The sequence below is a fragment of the Paraburkholderia sp. BR10936 genome, from assembly GCF_040965735.1.
Lineage (GTDB): Bacteria > Pseudomonadota > Gammaproteobacteria > Burkholderiales > Burkholderiaceae > Paraburkholderia > Paraburkholderia nodosa_A.
Genome location: NZ_JBFRCM010000002.1, coordinates 112,220 through 128,999, shown reverse-complemented (window position 1 = coordinate 128,999; position 16,780 = coordinate 112,220). Strand labels below are relative to the sequence as shown.

Genomic DNA, 16,780 nt, shown 5'->3' with positions numbered 1-16,780 from the left:
GTGGTTTGGCGATTCGATGCAGCGGCGCGTTTCGGTCTAACCGGCGCGCCGCAGCTTTTTCGGGCTCGCGAACGCGTGTTCCTCGATGACCTGCGCGAGCGTCGCAAAGGCCGGCGCGATCTCCTCGTGCGGCACGCACGCATAACCCGTTAGCAATCCTTTGCGGTCCTGGCGCACGCTATAGTAGGCCGCAAGCGGCCGCACGATCACGCCTGCGTCGTAGGCGGCCGCAGCGACGGCGCGGTCGTCGGCATGGTCGGGCAGGCCGAGCACGAAGTGCAGGCCCGCTTCGTCGCCCATAACGGGCAGCGCATCGCCGAAGTGGCGCGTGACCGCGTCGATCAGCAACTGGCGCCGCTCGCCATAGAGCGTGCGCATGCGGCGCACGTGCGAAGTGAGATAGCCATCCATGATGAATTCGGCGAGCACGGCCTGCTGCATGAGCTGGCCTTCGCGATACAGCTCCGCCACGCCCGTGCGGAATGTGGCGGCGAGCCGCTCGGGCACGACCATGTAGCCGATGCGCAGGCCGGGAAACAGCAGCTTGCCAAGGCTGCCCACGTAGATCACGCGGTCCGATTCGTCGAGACCCTGCAACGAGGCGAGCGGCCGGCTGCCGTAGCGGAACTCGCTGTCGTAGTCGTCCTCGATGATCCACACCTTGTGCTGGCGCGCGTATTCGAGCAGCGTGCGGCGGCGCGCGAGGCTCATGACCATGCCGAGCGGATATTGATGCGAAGGCGTGACGAGCGCGATGCGCGGCGGGTCGCGCAGGTCCTGCTCACGCGGATTGAGCCCTTCGTCGTCGACGGGAATCGGTGCGAGCTTCAATCCCGAGGACTGCAACACACTGCGCGCGCCCCAGTAGCACGGTTCTTCGACCCACGCCGTGTCGCCGTGGTCGGCGAGCAGCCTCACAGCGAGATCGATGGATTGGTGAATACCCGTAGTGATGATGATCTGGTCCGGCGTGCAGCGCACCGAGCGCGCCACCCGCAGGTAGTCCGAAAGCGCGCGCCGCAGCGGACGGTAGCCGCCGCCGGGAGCGTAGGTAAGCAAACCATGATTCGCCGATTTCCACAGGCGGGCTTGCAGGCGGCTCCACGTGCGCGCCGGAAACTCGGCCACGTCGGGCACGCCCGGCATGAAGGCGCCCCACTGCCTGGCGGACACGCCCGCCTCGTCGATGAGCCGTTGGCCGCGCATCGACATGTCGCCGCGCGGGGAGGCGCCGTTCTCCTCGTCGTCCTCGCCGGCGGGGGCGGCCGCTGGCGTCGGCGTGCTCACGGCGGCCGAGTCGGGGCGCGTGTCGGCGACATAGGTGCCGCTGCCCGTGGTCGAGATCACGTAGCCCTCGGCGCTCAGCTGGTCGTAGACGTGCAGCACGGTGTTGCGCGCCACGCCGAGGTCGACCGCGAGCGTGCGCGAGCTGGGCAGCTTGGTGCCGGGCGCGAGCCGACCCGTCAGGATGGCCTGCTGCATGAGCTGGAGCAGCTGACGGTAGGCGGGCTCGGCGCTTTCCTTGTCGAGTTGCGCAGCGAGCCATTCGGACAGGATGACCATGGGCCAAGTGGTTCCATCGATAATAATGAAATGGCTCCATTGAATAGAGCCGGGACCATCTATAGTAATTCGCACGTCAGGTTCGGTTAATGCCTGTGACGTATTTATTTAATCGCGTCAGAAGGCCGGCCGGGAAAAGAGCAAGCAAAGGAGACAGGGCGAATGAAGACCTCGGATGTGATCGTCAGCTTTCGCGGCGTGCGCAAGACCTACGACGGCGAAACACTGGTCGTCAAACAACTTGACCTTGATATCTACCAGGGAGAGTTTCTCACGCTGCTCGGGCCGTCCGGCTCCGGCAAGACCACCTGCCTGATGATGCTCGCCGGCTTCGAGTTTCCCACCGGCGGCGAGATCCGTCTCGAAGGCAAACTGCTCAACAACGTGCCGCCGCACAAGCGCGACATCGGCATGGTGTTCCAGAACTACGCGCTCTTCCCGCATCTCACGGTCGAGCAGAACGTGGCCTACCCGCTGGGCGTGCGCAAGGTGCCGACCGCCGAGCGGGCGCAGCGCGTGAACGACGCGCTCAAGATGGTGCGCATGGAAGGTTTCGCCAAGCGTTATCCCGCGCAGCTCTCGGGCGGCCAGCAGCAGCGCATCGCGCTTGCCCGCGCGCTCGTCTTCCAGCCCAAGCTCGTGCTGATGGACGAACCGCTCGGCGCGCTCGACAAGCAGTTGCGTGAACATATGCAGTACGAACTGAAGTCGCTGCACGAGAAGCTTGGCGTCACATTCGTCTACGTCACGCACGATCAGGGCGAGGCGCTCACGATGTCGGACCGCGTGGCGGTGTTCGACAAGGGCATCGTGCAGCAGCTTGACAGCGTGGACCGGCTCTACGAGTCGCCGTGCAACGAGTTCGTGGCGAACTTCATCGGCGACAGCAACCGGCTGCGCGGCACCATTGCCGCCGTGGATGGCGAGTACTGCGAAATGCATCTCGCCGACGGCACGCGCCTGAAGGGCCGCAATGTGGCGGGTGCGCAGGCGGGCGCCTCAGCCATCGCCTGCATTCGCCCCGAGCGCATGAAGCTCGCGAACGGCTCGAGGGGTAACGGTGCGAACGCGCTGGCGGGCGAAGCGCGCGGCCTGATCTATTTCGGCGACCACGTGCGCATGCGCTGTGGCTTGCCCCAGCAGGACGAGTGCTTCGTGAAGGTGCCGCTCGGCACCGAGGCGCTCGACGGTTTCGCGCCCGGTCAGCCGGTCGCACTCGAATTCGCGCCGGAGCATCTGCGCGTGTTCGCTTGAGGCGTGCGGGCGCGGCGCGCAATCTCGCGCGCCGTCGCCTCGCGAAGCAGGCGTCTCGACGATCGGGCCACGTTTCTCGCATCGAAGGGCCCGGCAAGACAAACCACCAAGGAGAAGGGACTCAACCATGAAGCAGATCGGCAACATGCGCGTTGCAGCGGTCGCGGCCGCGCTCGCACTCTCGTTCGGCGTGGCGAATGCCGCGGAGCTGACCGTCGTGAACTTTGGGGGCGCCAATGGCAATGCGCAGAAGGCGGCGTTCAACGAGCCGTTCCAGTCGCAGACGGGCAACAAGATCACCGCCGTCGAGTACAACGGCGAGCAGGCCAAGGTGAAGGCCATGGTCGACGCGAAGCACGTGGACTGGGACGTGGTGGAAGTCGAAACCGGCGACATCGCGCGCGGTTGCGACGAAGGTCTCTACGAGAAGCTCGACTGGGCCAAGCTCGGCAACAAGGGCGACTTCATGAAGGCCGCGCAGCAGCCCTGCGGCGCAGGCTTCTTCGTGTGGTCCACGGCACTCGCCTATAACGCCGACAAGCTCAAGACCGCGCCCACGAACTGGGCCGACTTCTGGGACGTGAAGAAATTCCCGGGCAAGCGCGGCATGCGCAAGGGCGCACGGTACAACATGGAATTCGCCCTGATGGCCGACGGCGTAGCGCCGCAGGACGTCTACAAGGTGCTCTCGACGAAGGCCGGTCAGGACCGCGCGTTCAAGAAGCTCGATGAGCTGAAGCCGAACATCCAGTGGTGGGAAGCCGGCGCGCAGCCGCCGCAGTTCCTGGTCGCGGGCGACGTGGTGATGTCCACGGCGTACAACGGCCGTATCGACGCCGCGCAGCGCGAAGGCAAGAACCTCAAGGTAGTGTGGACCGGCAGCATCTACGACCTCGACTACTGGGCGATCCCGAAGGGCGCGCCGAACAAGGCGCTGGCCGAGCAGTACATCGCTTACACGCTTTCGCCGAAACCGCAGCAGGAGTATGCGCAGCACATCGCGTATGGCCCGGTGAACGCGAACGCGATCAAGGCGCTCGATGCGAAGACGCTCGCCAACCTGCCGAATTCGCCGGCCAACGGCAAGAACGCCATCCAGGAGAACCTCACGTTCTGGACCGACCACGGCGACGAACTGGAGCAGCGTTTCTCCTCGTGGGCCGCGAAGTAAGGGTGGGCTAGACGCTCCGGCGTGCGAGCGCCGGAGCGTTTTGTAGCATGGCAGGGGGAGACCAGGTGTGACTACGATGACGACCGTGACCAACGTTGCCGGCGCGGCACGCGAGGAGACCGCGCGGCTGAAGCGCGAACTGCGCGTGGCGCAAGCGAAGAAGCGCACGATGGCGCTCATGCTGATCGCGCCGCTCGCGATCTTTCTGCTGCTGATTTTCGTGGTGCCGATCGCGGCACTGCTCACGCGTGCGGTGCAGAACCCCGAAGTGGCGACAGCGCTGCCGCATACCATCGCGGCGCTGCGCGGCTGGGACCGCAAGAGCGCGCCACCCGACGCGGCTTACGCTGCGCTTGCGCAGGACCTCACCGTCGTAAAGGAAGGTGATGCGATGGGCGCGCTGGCGCGCCGCCTGAACGTGGAAATCGCGGGCTTCCGCTCGCTCGTCGCGAAGACGGCGCGCGCCATGCCGCTCGCCGACGACGACGGCAAACCGCTTACGCTCACTCCCGCGCAAACGCGCGCCAAGATCGTCGAACTCGACGACCGCTGGGGCGACGTGACCTACTGGCAAGCCATTGCGAAGAACAGCTCGCGCATCTCGCCGTTCTATCTGCTCGCCTCGCTCGATCATCGTCAGGATGCGTTCGGCCGCATCGTGGCCGCCGATCCCGAGCAGCAGATCTATCTCGACGTGTTCGCGCGCACCTTCGTCATCAGCGTGTTCGTCACGGTGTTCGCGCTGCTGCTCGGTTACCCGCTCGCTTACTGGATCTCGACGCTCTCCGAGCGCCGCGCGAATCTCGTGATGATCCTCGTGCTGATTCCGTTCTGGACGTCGATTCTCGTGCGCGTGGCGGCGTGGATCGTGATCTTGCAGGGCGAGGGCCTCGTCAACAAGGCGCTGATGGGCTCGGGCCTCATCTCGCATCCGCTCGCGCTGCTGTTCAACCGCGTGGGCGTCTACATTTCGATGACGCACATCCTGCTGCCGTTCATGGTGCTGCCGCTCTACAGCGTGATGAAGTCGATTCCGCCGACTTACCAGCGCGCGGCCGTATCGCTCGGCAGCCATCCGTTCGCGGCCTTCTGGCGCGTGTATGTGCCGCAGACGTACCCCGGCGTGGGCGCGGGCGTGCTGCTCGTGTTCATTCTCTCGATCGGCTACTACATCACGCCGGCGCTGCTCGGCGGCCCGGGCGACCAGATGGTCAGCTACTACGTGGCGTACTTCACCAACGTGTCGATCAACTGGGGCATGGCCTGCGCGCTCGGCGCGCTGCTGCTCGCGGCGACCACGGTGCTCTATTTCGTCTACGGGCGCTTCACGCGCACGCAACTGAGCCTTGGCTAAGGGAGGCGCGATCATGAAATTTGCCAAGCCGCTTTTTGCGCCGCATACGTCGGCCGTCGAACGCGTGTGGTACTTCGCGCTGCGCGCGCTCGTCGTGCTCACGCTGCTGTATCTGATCCTGCCCGTGCTCGCGATCGTGCCGCTGTCGTTTTCGTCGAGCACGTTCCTCGTCTACCCGATTCCGGGCTGGTCGCTGCGCTGGTATGAAAACCTCGTGATGTCCGACGAATGGCGCATGGCCGCGAAAAACAGCTTCATCGTGGGCCCCGCCGCCACAGTCGTGGCGACCGTGCTCGGCACACTCGCGGCCATCGGCATCACCAAGGCCGATTTCCGCGGCAAGACACTGCTCATGGCCGTGCTCATTTCGCCGATGATCGTGCCCGTGGTGGTGGTGGGCGTGGGCATGTATCTGTTCTTCGCGCCGCTCGGCCTCGCCAATACGTATCTCGGCCTGATCCTCGCGCACGCGTCGCTGGGCGTGCCGTTCGTCGTGACGACGGTGGCGGCAACGCTGCAGGGGTTCAATCACAATCTCGTGCGTGCGAGCCTTTCGCTCGGGGCCAATCCGGTCACGACGTTCTTCCGCATCACGCTGCCCGTCATCGCGCCGGGCGTGATTTCGGGCGCGCTGTTCGCGTTCGCCACGTCGTTCGACGAAGTCGTCGTGACGCTCTTCCTCGCGGGCGCCGACCAGACCACCTTGCCGCGTCAGATGTTCACGGGCATCCGCGAGAACATCAGCCCGACGATCGCTGCGCTTGCCACGATCCTGATCGTGTTCTCCACGTGTCTGCTGCTCGCGCTCGAATGGCTGCGCGGCAGGAATGCAGCGCGCGCGGTGAAGGCGTGATGGCTTGAGATGTCGATGAAAAAAAGGCAGCGCCGTGGCGCTGCCTTTTTTTGCTTCTGCGCACTACGTCTGCAGCAGCGGCGGCACACGCCGCTTGACCCACGGCGTGGCCTGATCGTACGCGTGGGCGAGTTGCAGCACCGAGAGGTCCGCCTGCGGCTTGCCGATCACCTGCAGACCCATCGGCAGGCCTTGCGCATTGAAGCCCGCGGGCACGCTGATGACAGGCAGCCCCGCGAGGCTGCCGCCGATCACGACTTCCATCCAGCGGTGATAGGTATCCATCGTGCGGCCCGCGATCGACTTCGGCCAATGCTCGCTCGCGTCGAACGGGAAGAGTTGGGCGCTGGGCAGCACGAGGTAGTCGTAACGCTCGAACAGCGCGAGCAGCGCGTTGTACCACTGGCTGCGCGTGACCGAGGCGTTCCACACGTCTTCGCCCGAGAGCTTCAGGCCGCCTTCCACTTCCCATTGCGCTTCCGGCTTGAGCAGCGCGCGCTTTTCCGGGGCGCGATAGAGCGCGCCCAGCGTGCCCGCGCACGAGAAATGGCGCAGCGTGACCCACGTTTGCCACACGCGCTCCATGGCGAAGTCGGGGCGCGCGGCTTCGACCTTGCAGCCTAACGATTCGAAGTCCTTGAGCGCCGTTTCGCAGAGTGCGAGCACGCCGTCTTCCATGGGCAGATAGCCGTCGTAATCGCCGAGCCAACCGATGCGCGCGCAACCAAAGTCGCGCTCGAGCGAGCCCGCGAACTGCGCGGGATCTTCGGCAATGGAAAGCGGCGCGCGCGCGTCGTAGCCCGCCTGGGTAGAAAGCAGCATCGCGAGGTCGGGCACACTGCGGGCCATCGGTCCCGCGTAGCCGAGCTGGTGGAAGAACAGCTCGTGCGCCGGCACGGAGGGCACGCGGCCCTGCGACGGACGAAAGCCGAACACGTTATTCCAGCCCGCGGGATTGCGCAGCGACCCCATCATGTCGCTGCCGTCCGCCACGGGGAGCATGCGCAGCGCCAACGCCACGGCCGTGCCGCCGCTGCTGCCGCCCGCGCTGCGCGTGGGATCGTAAGCGTTGCGCGTGGTACCGAAGACCGTGTTGTAAGTGTTCGAGCCCAGGCCGAACTCCGGCGTGTTCGTCTTGCCGATGAAAATCGCGCCCTGTGCGCGCATGCGCGCGGCCATCAGGGAATCCGCTGCGGGCACTTCGTTGCGGAACAACGGCGAGCCTTGCGTGTACGGGATGCCGGCCGTAGGCGTGAGATCCTTCGGCGCTTGCGGCATACCGTGCATCCAGCCAAGGTACTCGCCTCGCGCGAGCTGGGCGTCGCGTTCGCCTGCTTCAGCGAGCAATGTGGCGCGCTCGCGTAGCGAGACGATGGCGTTCGCCGGCGTATTCACGCGCTCGATATGGTCGAGAAACGCCGTCATCACTTCGCGGCAGGACACCTTGCGCAGGCGTATCCATTCCGAAAGCTCAAGCGCGTCGGCCGCGACGAGATCGTTGGGGGACAGACTTGCGGGGGACAGCGATGCCTGGTTCATACGTGTCTCTCGTTTGCGGATGGAGCAGGGGAGGTCATTGTCGCGCAGGCGCGGAGCAAGCGAAAGGAAACGAATGGTTGCCGCCGCGGGTTGATGGTTGCCGCGTGGGGCGGCCAGGTTACCGGACGGTCGCGGCAGGCGCCGATGTGTCGTTGCCTTGCCCTGGCGGCGCGGTGCCGGGGAGCGGGGCGCCACCGAGGGCTTGATAGAGCGCCGCGGTGTCGGTCAGGCGATCCGCATGAACGCGCGAGCGGTCGAGCGTGGTCTGGAGTGCCTGGCGTTGCGCATCGATCAGCGAAAACTCGCTCACGCCGCCCGCGTTGTAGCGCGTTTGTGCGATCGCCGCGTTGGCCTGGGCCTCGCGAGCGGCGTCGTCGCGCGCCTGCAGTTCGGTCGCATCGTTCTGGAGCGCCTGCAGCGAGTCGGCGACCTGCTGCAGCGCCTCCAGAACGGTCTGCCGATAGTCGGCGAAAGCGGCTTCATAGGCGGCTTCTGACGCGCGTTTCTTCGCGCGCAATTCGCCGCCATGGAACAGCGGCTGCGTGAGGCCGAGCCCGACGTTCCAGATGTTCAGTCCGCTGATGACGTCCTCGATACGCGTGCGCTCCGACCCGATACTTGCCGAGAGCGAGATCTGCGGAAAAAGATTCGCCGTCGCTACGCCCACGTTCGCGCCGGCCTGGTGCAGCAGCGCCTCGGCGGCGCGTATGTCGGGACGCTCGCGGGCCAGCGTGGAAGGCACAATGAGCGAAACCGTATCGGGCAGATGCAGCGTATCGAGAGAAAGGGCATCGAGCGGCGCGGCGAACTGCGCGGGCGCGACGCCCAGCAGGGTGGCGAGCTGATGCTCGGCAGCCGCGCGCTGCGTTTCGAGCGGCGGCAGCGAGGCGCGCGTTTGCGCGAGCAGGGTGCGCTGGCTGCGCAGGTCGATCTGCGCGACGCCGCCGGCCGCGTAGCGTGCCTGCATGATCGCGAGCTGGCGCGCCTGCGTCTGCGCGAGTTGCGTGGTGAGATCGATCTGACGTTGCAGCGATGCGCGGCGGATGGCGGTGGACACCACGTTGGCGGCCACCGAAAGTCGCGCAGCCTCCATTTCGTACGCCTGATAATCGACCTGCGCGAACGTGGATTCCAGCGCGCGACGGTTGGCGCCGAACAAGTCGAATACGTACGAGACGCTGACTGAAGCGTTGTAGAGCGTAAACGGCGGCGGATTCGGCACTTGCGTAATGCCGAAAGCGGCGAGATCGACTTTCTGGCGCGTGCCGGAAAGTTTCAGATCGACAGAGGGAAAGTTCGTCGCGCCTGCCTGCGCGTTGTAGTTTTCGCGCGCCTCCACGAGCCTGGCGCGCGCCGAGTCGAGCGTGGGACTCGCGCGCAAGGCCTGATCGACGAGTTCATTCAACTGCGCGCTGCCATATTGTTTCCACCAATCGTTTGAGGCGTGTTCCACGGCCGTGAAGGTCTGCGCGCCGCCGCCGGGGCCGGTGGCGCTGGCGGTGGATGCCGGCACGGGCTCGCGCGTCCAGCCCGTGGCATCGGGCGCGGCAGGCGGGTGGAAATCGGGGCCCACGGTGCAGCCCGCGAGCATGAGCACAAGCAGGAGGGCAACGGTGGCGTCGCGCGTCATGGTCGTGTGCCTCGCGCTAGTCGAGCGTGCGCCGGTAAAAGCGCACGGCGATCGCCATGACCGCGACCGTAAAGACGGCGAGCGGCCAGACCGCCGGCCACAAGTCGGTCCAGCCGTTGCCCTTGAGCAGGATGCCGCGCACGAGCCGGTTGAAATACGTGAGCGGCAGCAGATTGCCGAGCCATTGCGCCCAGCGCGGCATGCCGCCGAACGGGAACATGAAGCCGGAGAGCAGCAGGCTCGGCAGGAAATAGAACATCGTCAGCTGCATGGCCTGCAACTGGTTTTGCGCGAGCGACGACAGCGTGATGCCCACCGTGAGATTCGCGGCAATGAACAGCAGCGCCGAAAGATAGAGCGTGACGAGACCGCCCGCGAACGGCACGTGAAAGACGTAGCGCGCGGCGAGCACAATGATGGTCGCCTGGATCAGCCCGATCGCCACGTACGGAATGATCTTGCCCGTCATCACCTCGATGGGCAGCACAGGCGTCGCGAGCAGGTTCTCCATCGTGCCGCGCTCGCGCTCTCGCGTGATGGCGAGGCCCGTCATCATCACCATTGTCATCGTGAGGATCACGCCCATCAGCCCGGGCACGACGTTGTATTGCGTGATGCCCTCGGGGTTGTAGAGCCGGTGCACCTGCACGTCGAACGCGGCGGGGGTGCCGTTCAGATGCGCGAGCGGGCCGGTGAGGTCCTTCGCGGCCACCGGCGCGACAAGCCCGGGCAGCGCCGCCAGCGCGGTGGTGATGGCGGTGGGATCGCTCGCGTCGGCTTCGACGAGCAGCGAGGGTCGTTCGCCACGCAGCAGGCGCCGCGAGAAATCGACAGGAATGCTGAGCACGAACTGCACCGTGCCGCGCGCGAGCGCATGACGCGCCGAGGCTTCGTCAGGCAGCGTTTCGATCACGTCGAAATAGGCGGAGTTACGCATGCCCGCGACGAAGCTGCGCGCGAACACGCTGTCTTCGCGCACGACGATGGCCGTGGGCAGATGCTTGGGGTCGGTGTTGATCGCATAGCCGAACAGCGTGAGCTGGATGATCGGCAGGCCCACGATCATCGCGAACGTGATGCGGTCGCGCTTGAGCTGCAGGAACTCCTTGAGCACGATGCTCCACCAGCGCGCCACGGAAAACGGGAACGAGGCGCTCACGACGTGACCCCGTAATTGTCCTGAGCATGGCTCATCAGGTAGATGAAGACATCTTCGAGACCAGTGTCGATGCGTTCCGCGCGCAGCGGCTGGCCTTCTACGGCACGCTCGACCGCCTTGGCGAGCGCTGCGTGATCGCGTCCGCTCGCATGCAGCGCGGAGCCGAACACCACCGTCTGGTCGATGCCCGGCGCGTCGCGCAGCTGCGCGGCGAGTGCGCTGAGCCGCTCGCCATGAATCGCCCACGTTTCGAGGTTCTGTTCAGCGATCACCTCGGCCGCGGTGCCCTGCGTGAGCAGCTTGCCGTAGGCGATATAGGCGAGCTTGTGGCAGCGCTCGGCTTCGTCCATGTAATGCGTGCTCACGAGTACCGAAATGCCCCGCGCGGCGAGCCGGTGCAACTCCTCCCAGAAGTCGCGGCGTGCGGTGGGATCGACGCCCGCTGTCGGTTCGTCGAGCAGCAGCAATTCGGGCTCGTGCAGCATGCAGGCCGCGAGCGCGAGCCGCTGCTTCCAGCCGCCCGAAAGCGCACCCGTGAGCTGGCTCGCGCGGCTGGCGAGCCCGAGCGATTCGAGCGCGCGGTCGACGGCTTCGCGCCGGTTCGGCATCTCGTAGATGCGCGCGACGAAGTCGAGGTTCTCGCGGATCGTCAGGTCTTCCCAGTACGAGAATCGCTGCGTCATGTAGCCGACGTGACGTTTGATTTGCGCGCTCTCGCGCAGGATGTCGTAGCCAAGGCAAGTGCCCGAACCCGAGTCGGGCGTGAGCAGCCCGCACATGAGCCGGATCGACGTGGTTTTGCCGCTGCCGTTCGGGCCGAGAAAGCCGAAGATCTCGCCGCGCGCCACACGCAGCGACACGTCGTTGACGACATGCTTGCTGCCGAAACGCTTGTTGAGATTGCGCACGTCGATGGCGTAGTCGCCGGCGGATCGAACTGGTGTGCTCATTGAAGCGTCACCTCGACCGGCTGGCCCGGATGCAGCTTCACGGCGTCTTCTGCGGAAGGCCGCGCCTCGATCATGAAAACGAGCTTCGCGCGGTTCTCGTTGCTGTAGATGACGGGCGGCGTATATTCGGCGGCGTTCGAAATCCACGTGATGGTGGCGGGCACCAGGGCGGCGCAGCCGTCGCAGCGCACGTTCACCTTGCGACCTGGCGCGAGCGATCCGACGATCGTTTCCGGCACGAAGAAGCGCACCTTCACGTTCTGAGGCGGCAACATCTGCACGACGGGGTTGCCCGCCTGCACCCACTCGCCTACACGAAATAGCGTGTCGTAGACGAGGCCGCCGCTCGGCACACTCACGCGCTTCTGGTCGAGCCGCCACTGCGCCTGTGCGAGCGAGGCGCGCGCGGCCTCGACGTCGGCGGCCTGGGCGGCGATTTGCGCGCTACGTCCCGGCAGATTCGCCACGCGCACCTGGTTTTGCAACTCGCGCACCTGGGCGGCCGTGGAGGCAGCCTGCGCGCGCGAATCGTCGAGCTGTGCCTGCGCAATACCGCCCGCGCGAAGCTGTGTTTCGTCGCGCGTGAGCTGGAGCGCGGCCTTGCGCGCGTTCGCCTCGGCCTGCGCGAGCTGTGCCTCGGTCACGCGCACTTCGGGCGGACGCTTGCCCGTCTGGAGGTCGGCGAGCTGCTGCTGTGCGGCCGTCAGCCGATGCTGCGCCTCGTCGCGCGCAGCCGCTTCCTCGACGGAGTCGAGCGCGAAGGCGGGCGCATTGGCGGCGACAGTCTGCCCGCGTTGCACTTCGAGGTGTGTGAGCGTGCCCGGCTGCGAAGAAGCGAGATAGACGTACTCGCCTTCGGCATAGCCCTGCCAGCCAGCCGGTCCATGCCTGGAACACGCGGCTAACACGAGCAACGCAGTGCATATGACGGCAATGAGGCGCTTCATGACGCGTCCCCCTTGCGGCTCCCCGTCGAGCCCGTCGCGCGGCGCGCACGCGTGGCCTGCGGCGCGGGCCGCAAGGCCGCGCTCAACAGCGCGCTCACATGCCGATGCAGTGCCTCGCGCTCGATCTTCGGAAAGCCGCGCACACTTTGCCAGAGCTTCGAAGTGGCGAGCGGCAGCATGACGAGCGCGAGAATCGAGATGAACAGCAGCGGAGCTTCGAGTTCGGCGTTGACGCTGCCATCGCGCTGCGCCTCGTTGACGCGCGCGGCAAAACGTTGCAACTGCTCGGTGGGCAGACGCTTGAGCATGCGCTCGCGCAGCAGGCCGCCTTCGTTGACGATTTCGCGCAGCCAGAGCGGCGGCAGCCAGGGCATGCGCGCGGTGACGTCGAAGAGCCGCGCGACCAGTTCCTCCACGAGCGCGTGAGGATCTTGCGAGAGATCACTGTCAGCGCTATCCACACTCTCCCACACGAAGGCAATGGAGCGCGCGATGCGCTCCTCGACCACGGCGTCGAGCAGCTTTTCGCGATTCGTGAAGTAGTAGTGAACCATCGCGGACGTCACGCCGGCGGCCTCGGCGATCTGCGCCATGGTGGTGGCCGCGATGCCCTGCTCGCCGAACAGTTGCGTGGCGCTGGCGAGCAGCCGCTCGCGCATGTCGAGGTCGGCGGCGGCGGGGCGCCGGCCTCGCGGGCGGGCCGCAGCAGCAGCGGTGCGGGTGCGCGTGATCATCGTTCTACTTTAATTCACGCGTTAGTTAAATTCAAACTATGAGAGCAATGGGTTAACCCTGCGACAGTTTCTTGCGGGTTCTTTCAGAACTTTCCTATACACAATTGCCGCCAGATCGTTCAGGCTGTGAGATTCACGCTGAAGGGTCAAACGAATACGCCACCATGGAACAAAAAATGAAACGCGTCGTCGTCATCGACGACCATCCGATCGTGCTGAAGATGCTCGCCAACGTGCTCAATACGGAGTACGAACTGGTCGGCGAGTGCAGCGACGGCGAAGCGGGCCTGCGCCTCGTCCAGCAACTGCATCCCGATCTGGTCATTCTCGACCTCGAGTTGCCAAAGCTCGACGGCCTTTCCGTGATCCGCGGCGTTCGCACGACGCAGCCCGGCGCACGCATTCTCGTGCTCTCTGCGAAGCCCGAGCTGGTCATGGCCAATCACACGCGCGTCGCGGGCGCGAACGGCTATGTCAACAAGAATCGCGGTGTGGAGGAACTGTGCGGTGTGGTCAAGGCGGTCTTGCTCGGCTACGACTGCTTCCCGGCGGGTAGCTGCGGCGGCGGACGCGACGTCGCGCTCAACGGGCTGTCGCCTCGCGAAGTCGAAGTCCTGCAGTATCTAGCGCGCGGTTTGAGCAACAAGGGTATCGCGGCACGGCTTGGGCTTTCCGATAAAACCGTCAGCACCTACAAGACCCGCGTACTGGACAAGCTCGGCGTGTCGTCGCTTGCGGCGCTGATCGAGTTTGCGACGTTGAACAAGCTGATCGAATAGCTCGACCCGGAGCCCAGTCGAAAAAAAAGCCCGACTTGCGTCGGGCTCCAAGTGTGACCGCACCCGTTGCCGGGCGCGGCACCTGCAAAAAACTGCGTACTTACGCCGCGAGCAGCGAGCGCAGCACGAACGGCAGAATACCGCCGTGCTTGTAGTAGTCGACTTCGATCGGCGTGTCGATGCGCAGCAGCACCTGCACGCGCTGGTCCTTGCCGTCCTTGTGGTGGATCACGAGCGTCAGGTCCTGTTGCGGCTTGAAGTCGTCCGTCAGGCCTTCGATGTCGAACGTTTCTTCGCCGGTCAGGCCGAGCGACTGAACGCTGTCCGAACCCTTGAACTGCAGCGGCAGAACGCCCATGCCAACGAGGTTCGAGCGGTGGATACGCTCGAAGCTGCGTGCGACCACGGCCTTCACGCCCAGCAGCTGCGTGCCTTTGGCTGCCCAGTCACGCGACGAACCGGTACCGTACTCTTCGCCTGCGAACACCATGGTCGGCGTGCCGGCGTCGATGTACTTCATCGCTGCGTCATAGATCGAGAGCTGTTCGCCGCTCGGCTGATGGATCGTCAGGCCGCCTTCCACGCGCGTGCCGTCGGCCTTCGCCGGGATCATCAGGTTCTTGATACGCACGTTCGCGAAGGTGCCGCGCATCATCACGTCGTGGTTGCCGCGGCGCGAGCCGTAGCTGTTGAAGTCGGCCTTCTGCACGCCGTTTTCCTTCAGCCACTTGCCTGCGGGCGAGTCTTCCTTGATCGAGCCAGCCGGGCTGATGTGGTCGGTCGTGACCGAATCACCGAAGATGCCCAGTGCGCGCGCGCCCTTGATTTCGGGCACGCCCGAGGACGGCGTCATCGAAAAATCGCTGCCGAAGAATGGCGGCTCGGCGATGTAGGTCGACTTCGGCCAGTCGTAGACCTGACCTTCTTCGCCTTCGATCTTGCTCCACAGGTCGCCCTTCTTCGTGAGCTGGCTGTAGTTCTTCTGGAACGCGTCCGGATCGAGCGCGAACTTGAGTAGCGCGTTGACTTCGTCGCTCGTCGGCCAGATGTCGCCGAGGTAGATGTCACGGCCGCCGTTGCCCTTGCCCACCGGTTCCGTCATCAGGTCGCGCGTGATGTTGCCCGCGATCGCGTATGCGACCACCAGCGGCGGCGAGGCCAGGAAGTTCGCGCGGATGTTCGGGTGGATACGCGCTTCGAAGTTGCGGTTGCCCGAGAGCACCGCAGCCGCGACGACATCGTTCTTGACGATCGATTCGTTCAGTTCGGGCGTCAGGTCGCCGGCGTTGCCGATACAGGTCGTGCAGCCGTATGCCGCGAGTTCGAAGCCGAGCTTCGAGAGGTACGGCAGCAGGCCCGTTTTCGTCAGGTATTCGGTGACGATGCGCGATCCCGGCGCGAGCGACGTCTTGATGTGCGGCGCGACCGTCAGGCCCGCTTCCACGGCCTTCTTCGCGAGCAGACCGGCGGCCAGCAGCACGCTCGGGTTCGACGTGTTCGTACACGACGTGATCGCGGCGATCAGCACGTCGCCGTTGTGCAGCTTGACCTTGTCGCCCGCCGCGTATTCGGCGGAGAGGTCGGCGGCCTTCTTGTTGAAGCCGTTTTCCGCGACCGGCTTCGAGAACAGGTCCGTGAAGGTCGACTTCACGTTGCCGATTTCGATGCGGTCTTGCGGGCGCTTCGGACCGGCCAGCGACGGTGCGACCGTGCCGAGGTCGAGGACGAGCGTCTTCGTGTAGTCGATGTCGCCGGCCTTCGGCACACCGAAGAGGTCCTGCGCCTTGAAGTAGTTCGCGAACGCCTCGATTTCGGCTTGCGTGCGGCCCGTGCCCTTGAAGTAGTCGATCGTCTTTTCGTCGACGGGGAAGAAGCCCATCGTCGCGCCGTATTCCGGCGCCATGTTGCCGATCGTCGCGCGGTCGGGCACGCCGATCGACGCCGTGCCTTCGCCGAAGAACTCGACGAACTTGCCGACGACCTTCTCCTTGCGCAGCATTTCGGTGATGGTCAGCACGAGGTCGGTGGCCGTGCAGCCTTCACGCAGCTTGCCCTTGAGCTCGACGCCCACCACGTCAGGCGTGAGGAAGTACACCGGCTGGCCGAGCATGCCGGCTTCCGCTTCGATGCCGCCCACGCCCCAGCCCACCACGCCGATGCCGTTGATCATCGTGGTGTGGCTGTCGGTGCCGACGAGCGTGTCCGGGTAGTAGACGGTATCGCCGCCCTCGGCCTTCTTGTGCACGCCGCGCGCGAGGTATTCCAGGTTCACCTGGTGGACGATGCCGATGCCCGGCGGCACGACCTTGAACGTGTCGAACGCCTGCATGCCCCACTTCATGAACTGGTAACGCTCGTTGTTGCGCTGGAATTCCAGTTTCATGTTCAGGTCGAGCGCGTCTTTCTGGCGGAAGTAGTCGATCTGGACCGAGTGGTCGACGACGAGATCCACCGGCACGAGCGGCTCGATGACCTTCGGGTCCTTTCCGACCTGCTTGGCCACGCCGCGCATGGCGGCGATGTCGGCGAGCAGCGGCACGCCGGTGAAGTCCTGCAACACGACGCGGGCGACCACGAACGGGATCTCGTCGACGCGCGTGGCGTTCGGCTTCCAGTTCGCGAGTTGCTCGATGTGCTCTTCCGCGATCTTCTTGCCGTCGTAGTTACGCAGCACAGACTCGAGCACCAGACGAATCGAGACCGGCAGACGATTGATCTTCACGCCAAGCTGCTTGCCGAGTTGCGGCAGCGAGTAGAACTTGCCTTTGCCGGAACCGCTGTCGAATTCTTTTAGCGTTTTGTGGAGATTGTGGGCCATAGTGTTTTCCTTCGTTTAATCGCGGAAAT

13 protein-coding genes are annotated in these 16,780 nt (G+C 65.2%); 5 read left to right on the top strand and 8 right to left on the bottom strand.

The genetic code is table 11. From position 1 onward, the window contains the following. Positions 1 to 36: 36 nt before the first annotated feature. Positions 37 to 1,563, bottom strand: coding sequence for a PLP-dependent aminotransferase family protein (locus AB4Y36_RS04015; RefSeq protein WP_368682359.1), 1,527 nt, complete (start codon positions 1,561 to 1,563; stop codon positions 37 to 39). 162 nt (positions 1,564 to 1,725) lie between these two features. On the opposite strand from AB4Y36_RS04015, the gene AB4Y36_RS04010 reads away from it, so the two are divergent. From AB4Y36_RS04010 to AB4Y36_RS03995, 4 genes are all read left to right on the top strand, one after another. Beyond that, positions 1,726 to 2,817, top strand: a complete 1,092-nt coding sequence (locus AB4Y36_RS04010) for an ABC transporter ATP-binding protein (protein ID WP_321925655.1) — start codon at positions 1,726 to 1,728, stop codon at positions 2,815 to 2,817. A 145-nt stretch (positions 2,818 to 2,962) separates the two neighbouring features. Further along, positions 2,963 to 3,988 carry an ABC transporter substrate-binding protein gene (locus AB4Y36_RS04005; protein WP_342918844.1) on the top strand — a complete coding sequence of 342 codons (1,026 nt, stop codon included), beginning with the start codon at positions 2,963 to 2,965 and terminating at the stop codon, positions 3,986 to 3,988. Positions 3,989 to 4,064: 76 nt separating this feature from the next. Continuing rightward, on the top strand, positions 4,065 to 5,342 hold the full coding sequence (locus tag AB4Y36_RS04000) for an ABC transporter permease (protein WP_368616723.1): 1,278 nt from the start codon (positions 4,065 to 4,067) through the stop codon (positions 5,340 to 5,342). A gap of 13 nt (positions 5,343 to 5,355) precedes the next feature. Next, positions 5,356 to 6,195, top strand: coding sequence for an ABC transporter permease (locus tag AB4Y36_RS03995; RefSeq protein WP_069261408.1), 840 nt, complete (start codon positions 5,356 to 5,358; stop codon positions 6,193 to 6,195). 63 nt (positions 6,196 to 6,258) lie between these two features. Here the strand turns inward: AB4Y36_RS03995 and AB4Y36_RS03990 are convergent, their stop codons facing one another. From AB4Y36_RS03990 to AB4Y36_RS03965, 6 genes are all read right to left on the bottom strand, one after another. Then, positions 6,259 to 7,734, bottom strand: a complete 1,476-nt coding sequence (locus AB4Y36_RS03990; protein WP_368682358.1) for an amidase — start codon at positions 7,732 to 7,734, stop codon at positions 6,259 to 6,261. A 118-nt stretch (positions 7,735 to 7,852) separates the two neighbouring features. Next, positions 7,853 to 9,364 (bottom strand): efflux transporter outer membrane subunit, encoded by a 1,512-nt coding sequence (locus AB4Y36_RS03985; RefSeq protein WP_368682357.1) that lies wholly within the window; start codon positions 9,362 to 9,364, stop codon positions 7,853 to 7,855. 16 nt (positions 9,365 to 9,380) lie between these two features. Then, the gene (locus AB4Y36_RS03980) at positions 9,381 to 10,523 is read right to left on the bottom strand and encodes an ABC transporter permease (RefSeq protein WP_069261405.1); all 1,143 of its coding nucleotides are present in this window, start codon (positions 10,521 to 10,523) and stop codon (positions 9,381 to 9,383) included. Then, positions 10,520 to 11,473 carry an ABC transporter ATP-binding protein gene (locus AB4Y36_RS03975; RefSeq protein WP_368616479.1) on the bottom strand — a complete coding sequence of 318 codons (954 nt, stop codon included), beginning with the start codon at positions 11,471 to 11,473 and terminating at the stop codon, positions 10,520 to 10,522. Before AB4Y36_RS03975 ends, AB4Y36_RS03980 begins: the two co-directional genes overlap by 4 nt. Further along, the gene (locus AB4Y36_RS03970) at positions 11,470 to 12,420 is read right to left on the bottom strand and encodes an HlyD family secretion protein (RefSeq protein ID WP_069261403.1); all 951 of its coding nucleotides are present in this window, start codon (positions 12,418 to 12,420) and stop codon (positions 11,470 to 11,472) included. Before AB4Y36_RS03970 ends, AB4Y36_RS03975 begins: the two co-directional genes overlap by 4 nt. Then, positions 12,417 to 13,154, bottom strand: coding sequence for a TetR/AcrR family transcriptional regulator (locus tag AB4Y36_RS03965; protein ID WP_368682356.1), 738 nt, complete (start codon positions 13,152 to 13,154; stop codon positions 12,417 to 12,419). Before AB4Y36_RS03965 ends, AB4Y36_RS03970 begins: the two co-directional genes overlap by 4 nt. A gap of 176 nt (positions 13,155 to 13,330) precedes the next feature. Between AB4Y36_RS03965 and AB4Y36_RS03960 the strand changes: the two genes are divergently transcribed. Next, positions 13,331 to 13,933 (top strand): response regulator transcription factor, encoded by a 603-nt coding sequence (locus tag AB4Y36_RS03960; RefSeq protein WP_069261842.1) that lies wholly within the window; start codon positions 13,331 to 13,333, stop codon positions 13,931 to 13,933. A gap of 100 nt (positions 13,934 to 14,033) precedes the next feature. Here the strand turns inward: AB4Y36_RS03960 and acnA are convergent, their stop codons facing one another. Further along, positions 14,034 to 16,751 carry an aconitate hydratase AcnA gene (acnA, locus tag AB4Y36_RS03955; protein ID WP_069261401.1) on the bottom strand — a complete coding sequence of 906 codons (2,718 nt, stop codon included), beginning with the start codon at positions 16,749 to 16,751 and terminating at the stop codon, positions 14,034 to 14,036. Positions 16,752 to 16,780: the final 29 nt, after the last annotated feature.

Bases quoted from the DNA above. Each gene is read 5' to 3' on its own strand.
- AB4Y36_RS03985 (WP_368682357.1), bottom strand. From the start codon at position 9,364: ATGACGCGCGACGCCACCGTTGCCCTCCTGCTTGTGCTCATGCTCGCG.
- acnA (WP_069261401.1), bottom strand. From the start codon at position 16,751: ATGGCCCACAATCTCCACAAAACGCTAAAAGAATTCGACAGCGGTTCC.
- AB4Y36_RS03970 (WP_069261403.1), bottom strand. From the start codon at position 12,420: ATGAAGCGCCTCATTGCCGTCATATGCACTGCGTTGCTCGTGTTAGCC.
- AB4Y36_RS03960 (WP_069261842.1), top strand. From the start codon at position 13,331: ATGAAACGCGTCGTCGTCATCGACGACCATCCGATCGTGCTGAAGATG.
- AB4Y36_RS03990 (WP_368682358.1), bottom strand. From the start codon at position 7,734: ATGAACCAGGCATCGCTGTCCCCCGCAAGTCTGTCCCCCAACGATCTC.
- AB4Y36_RS04010 (WP_321925655.1), top strand. From the start codon at position 1,726: ATGAAGACCTCGGATGTGATCGTCAGCTTTCGCGGCGTGCGCAAGACC.
- AB4Y36_RS04005 (WP_342918844.1), top strand. From the start codon at position 2,963: ATGCGCGTTGCAGCGGTCGCGGCCGCGCTCGCACTCTCGTTCGGCGTG.
- AB4Y36_RS04015 (WP_368682359.1), bottom strand. From the start codon at position 1,563: ATGGTCATCCTGTCCGAATGGCTCGCTGCGCAACTCGACAAGGAAAGC.
- AB4Y36_RS04000 (WP_368616723.1), top strand. From the start codon at position 4,065: ATGACGACCGTGACCAACGTTGCCGGCGCGGCACGCGAGGAGACCGCG.
- AB4Y36_RS03995 (WP_069261408.1), top strand. From the start codon at position 5,356: ATGAAATTTGCCAAGCCGCTTTTTGCGCCGCATACGTCGGCCGTCGAA.
- AB4Y36_RS03965 (WP_368682356.1), bottom strand. From the start codon at position 13,154: ATGATCACGCGCACCCGCACCGCTGCTGCTGCGGCCCGCCCGCGAGGC.
- AB4Y36_RS03975 (WP_368616479.1), bottom strand. From the start codon at position 11,473: ATGAGCACACCAGTTCGATCCGCCGGCGACTACGCCATCGACGTGCGC.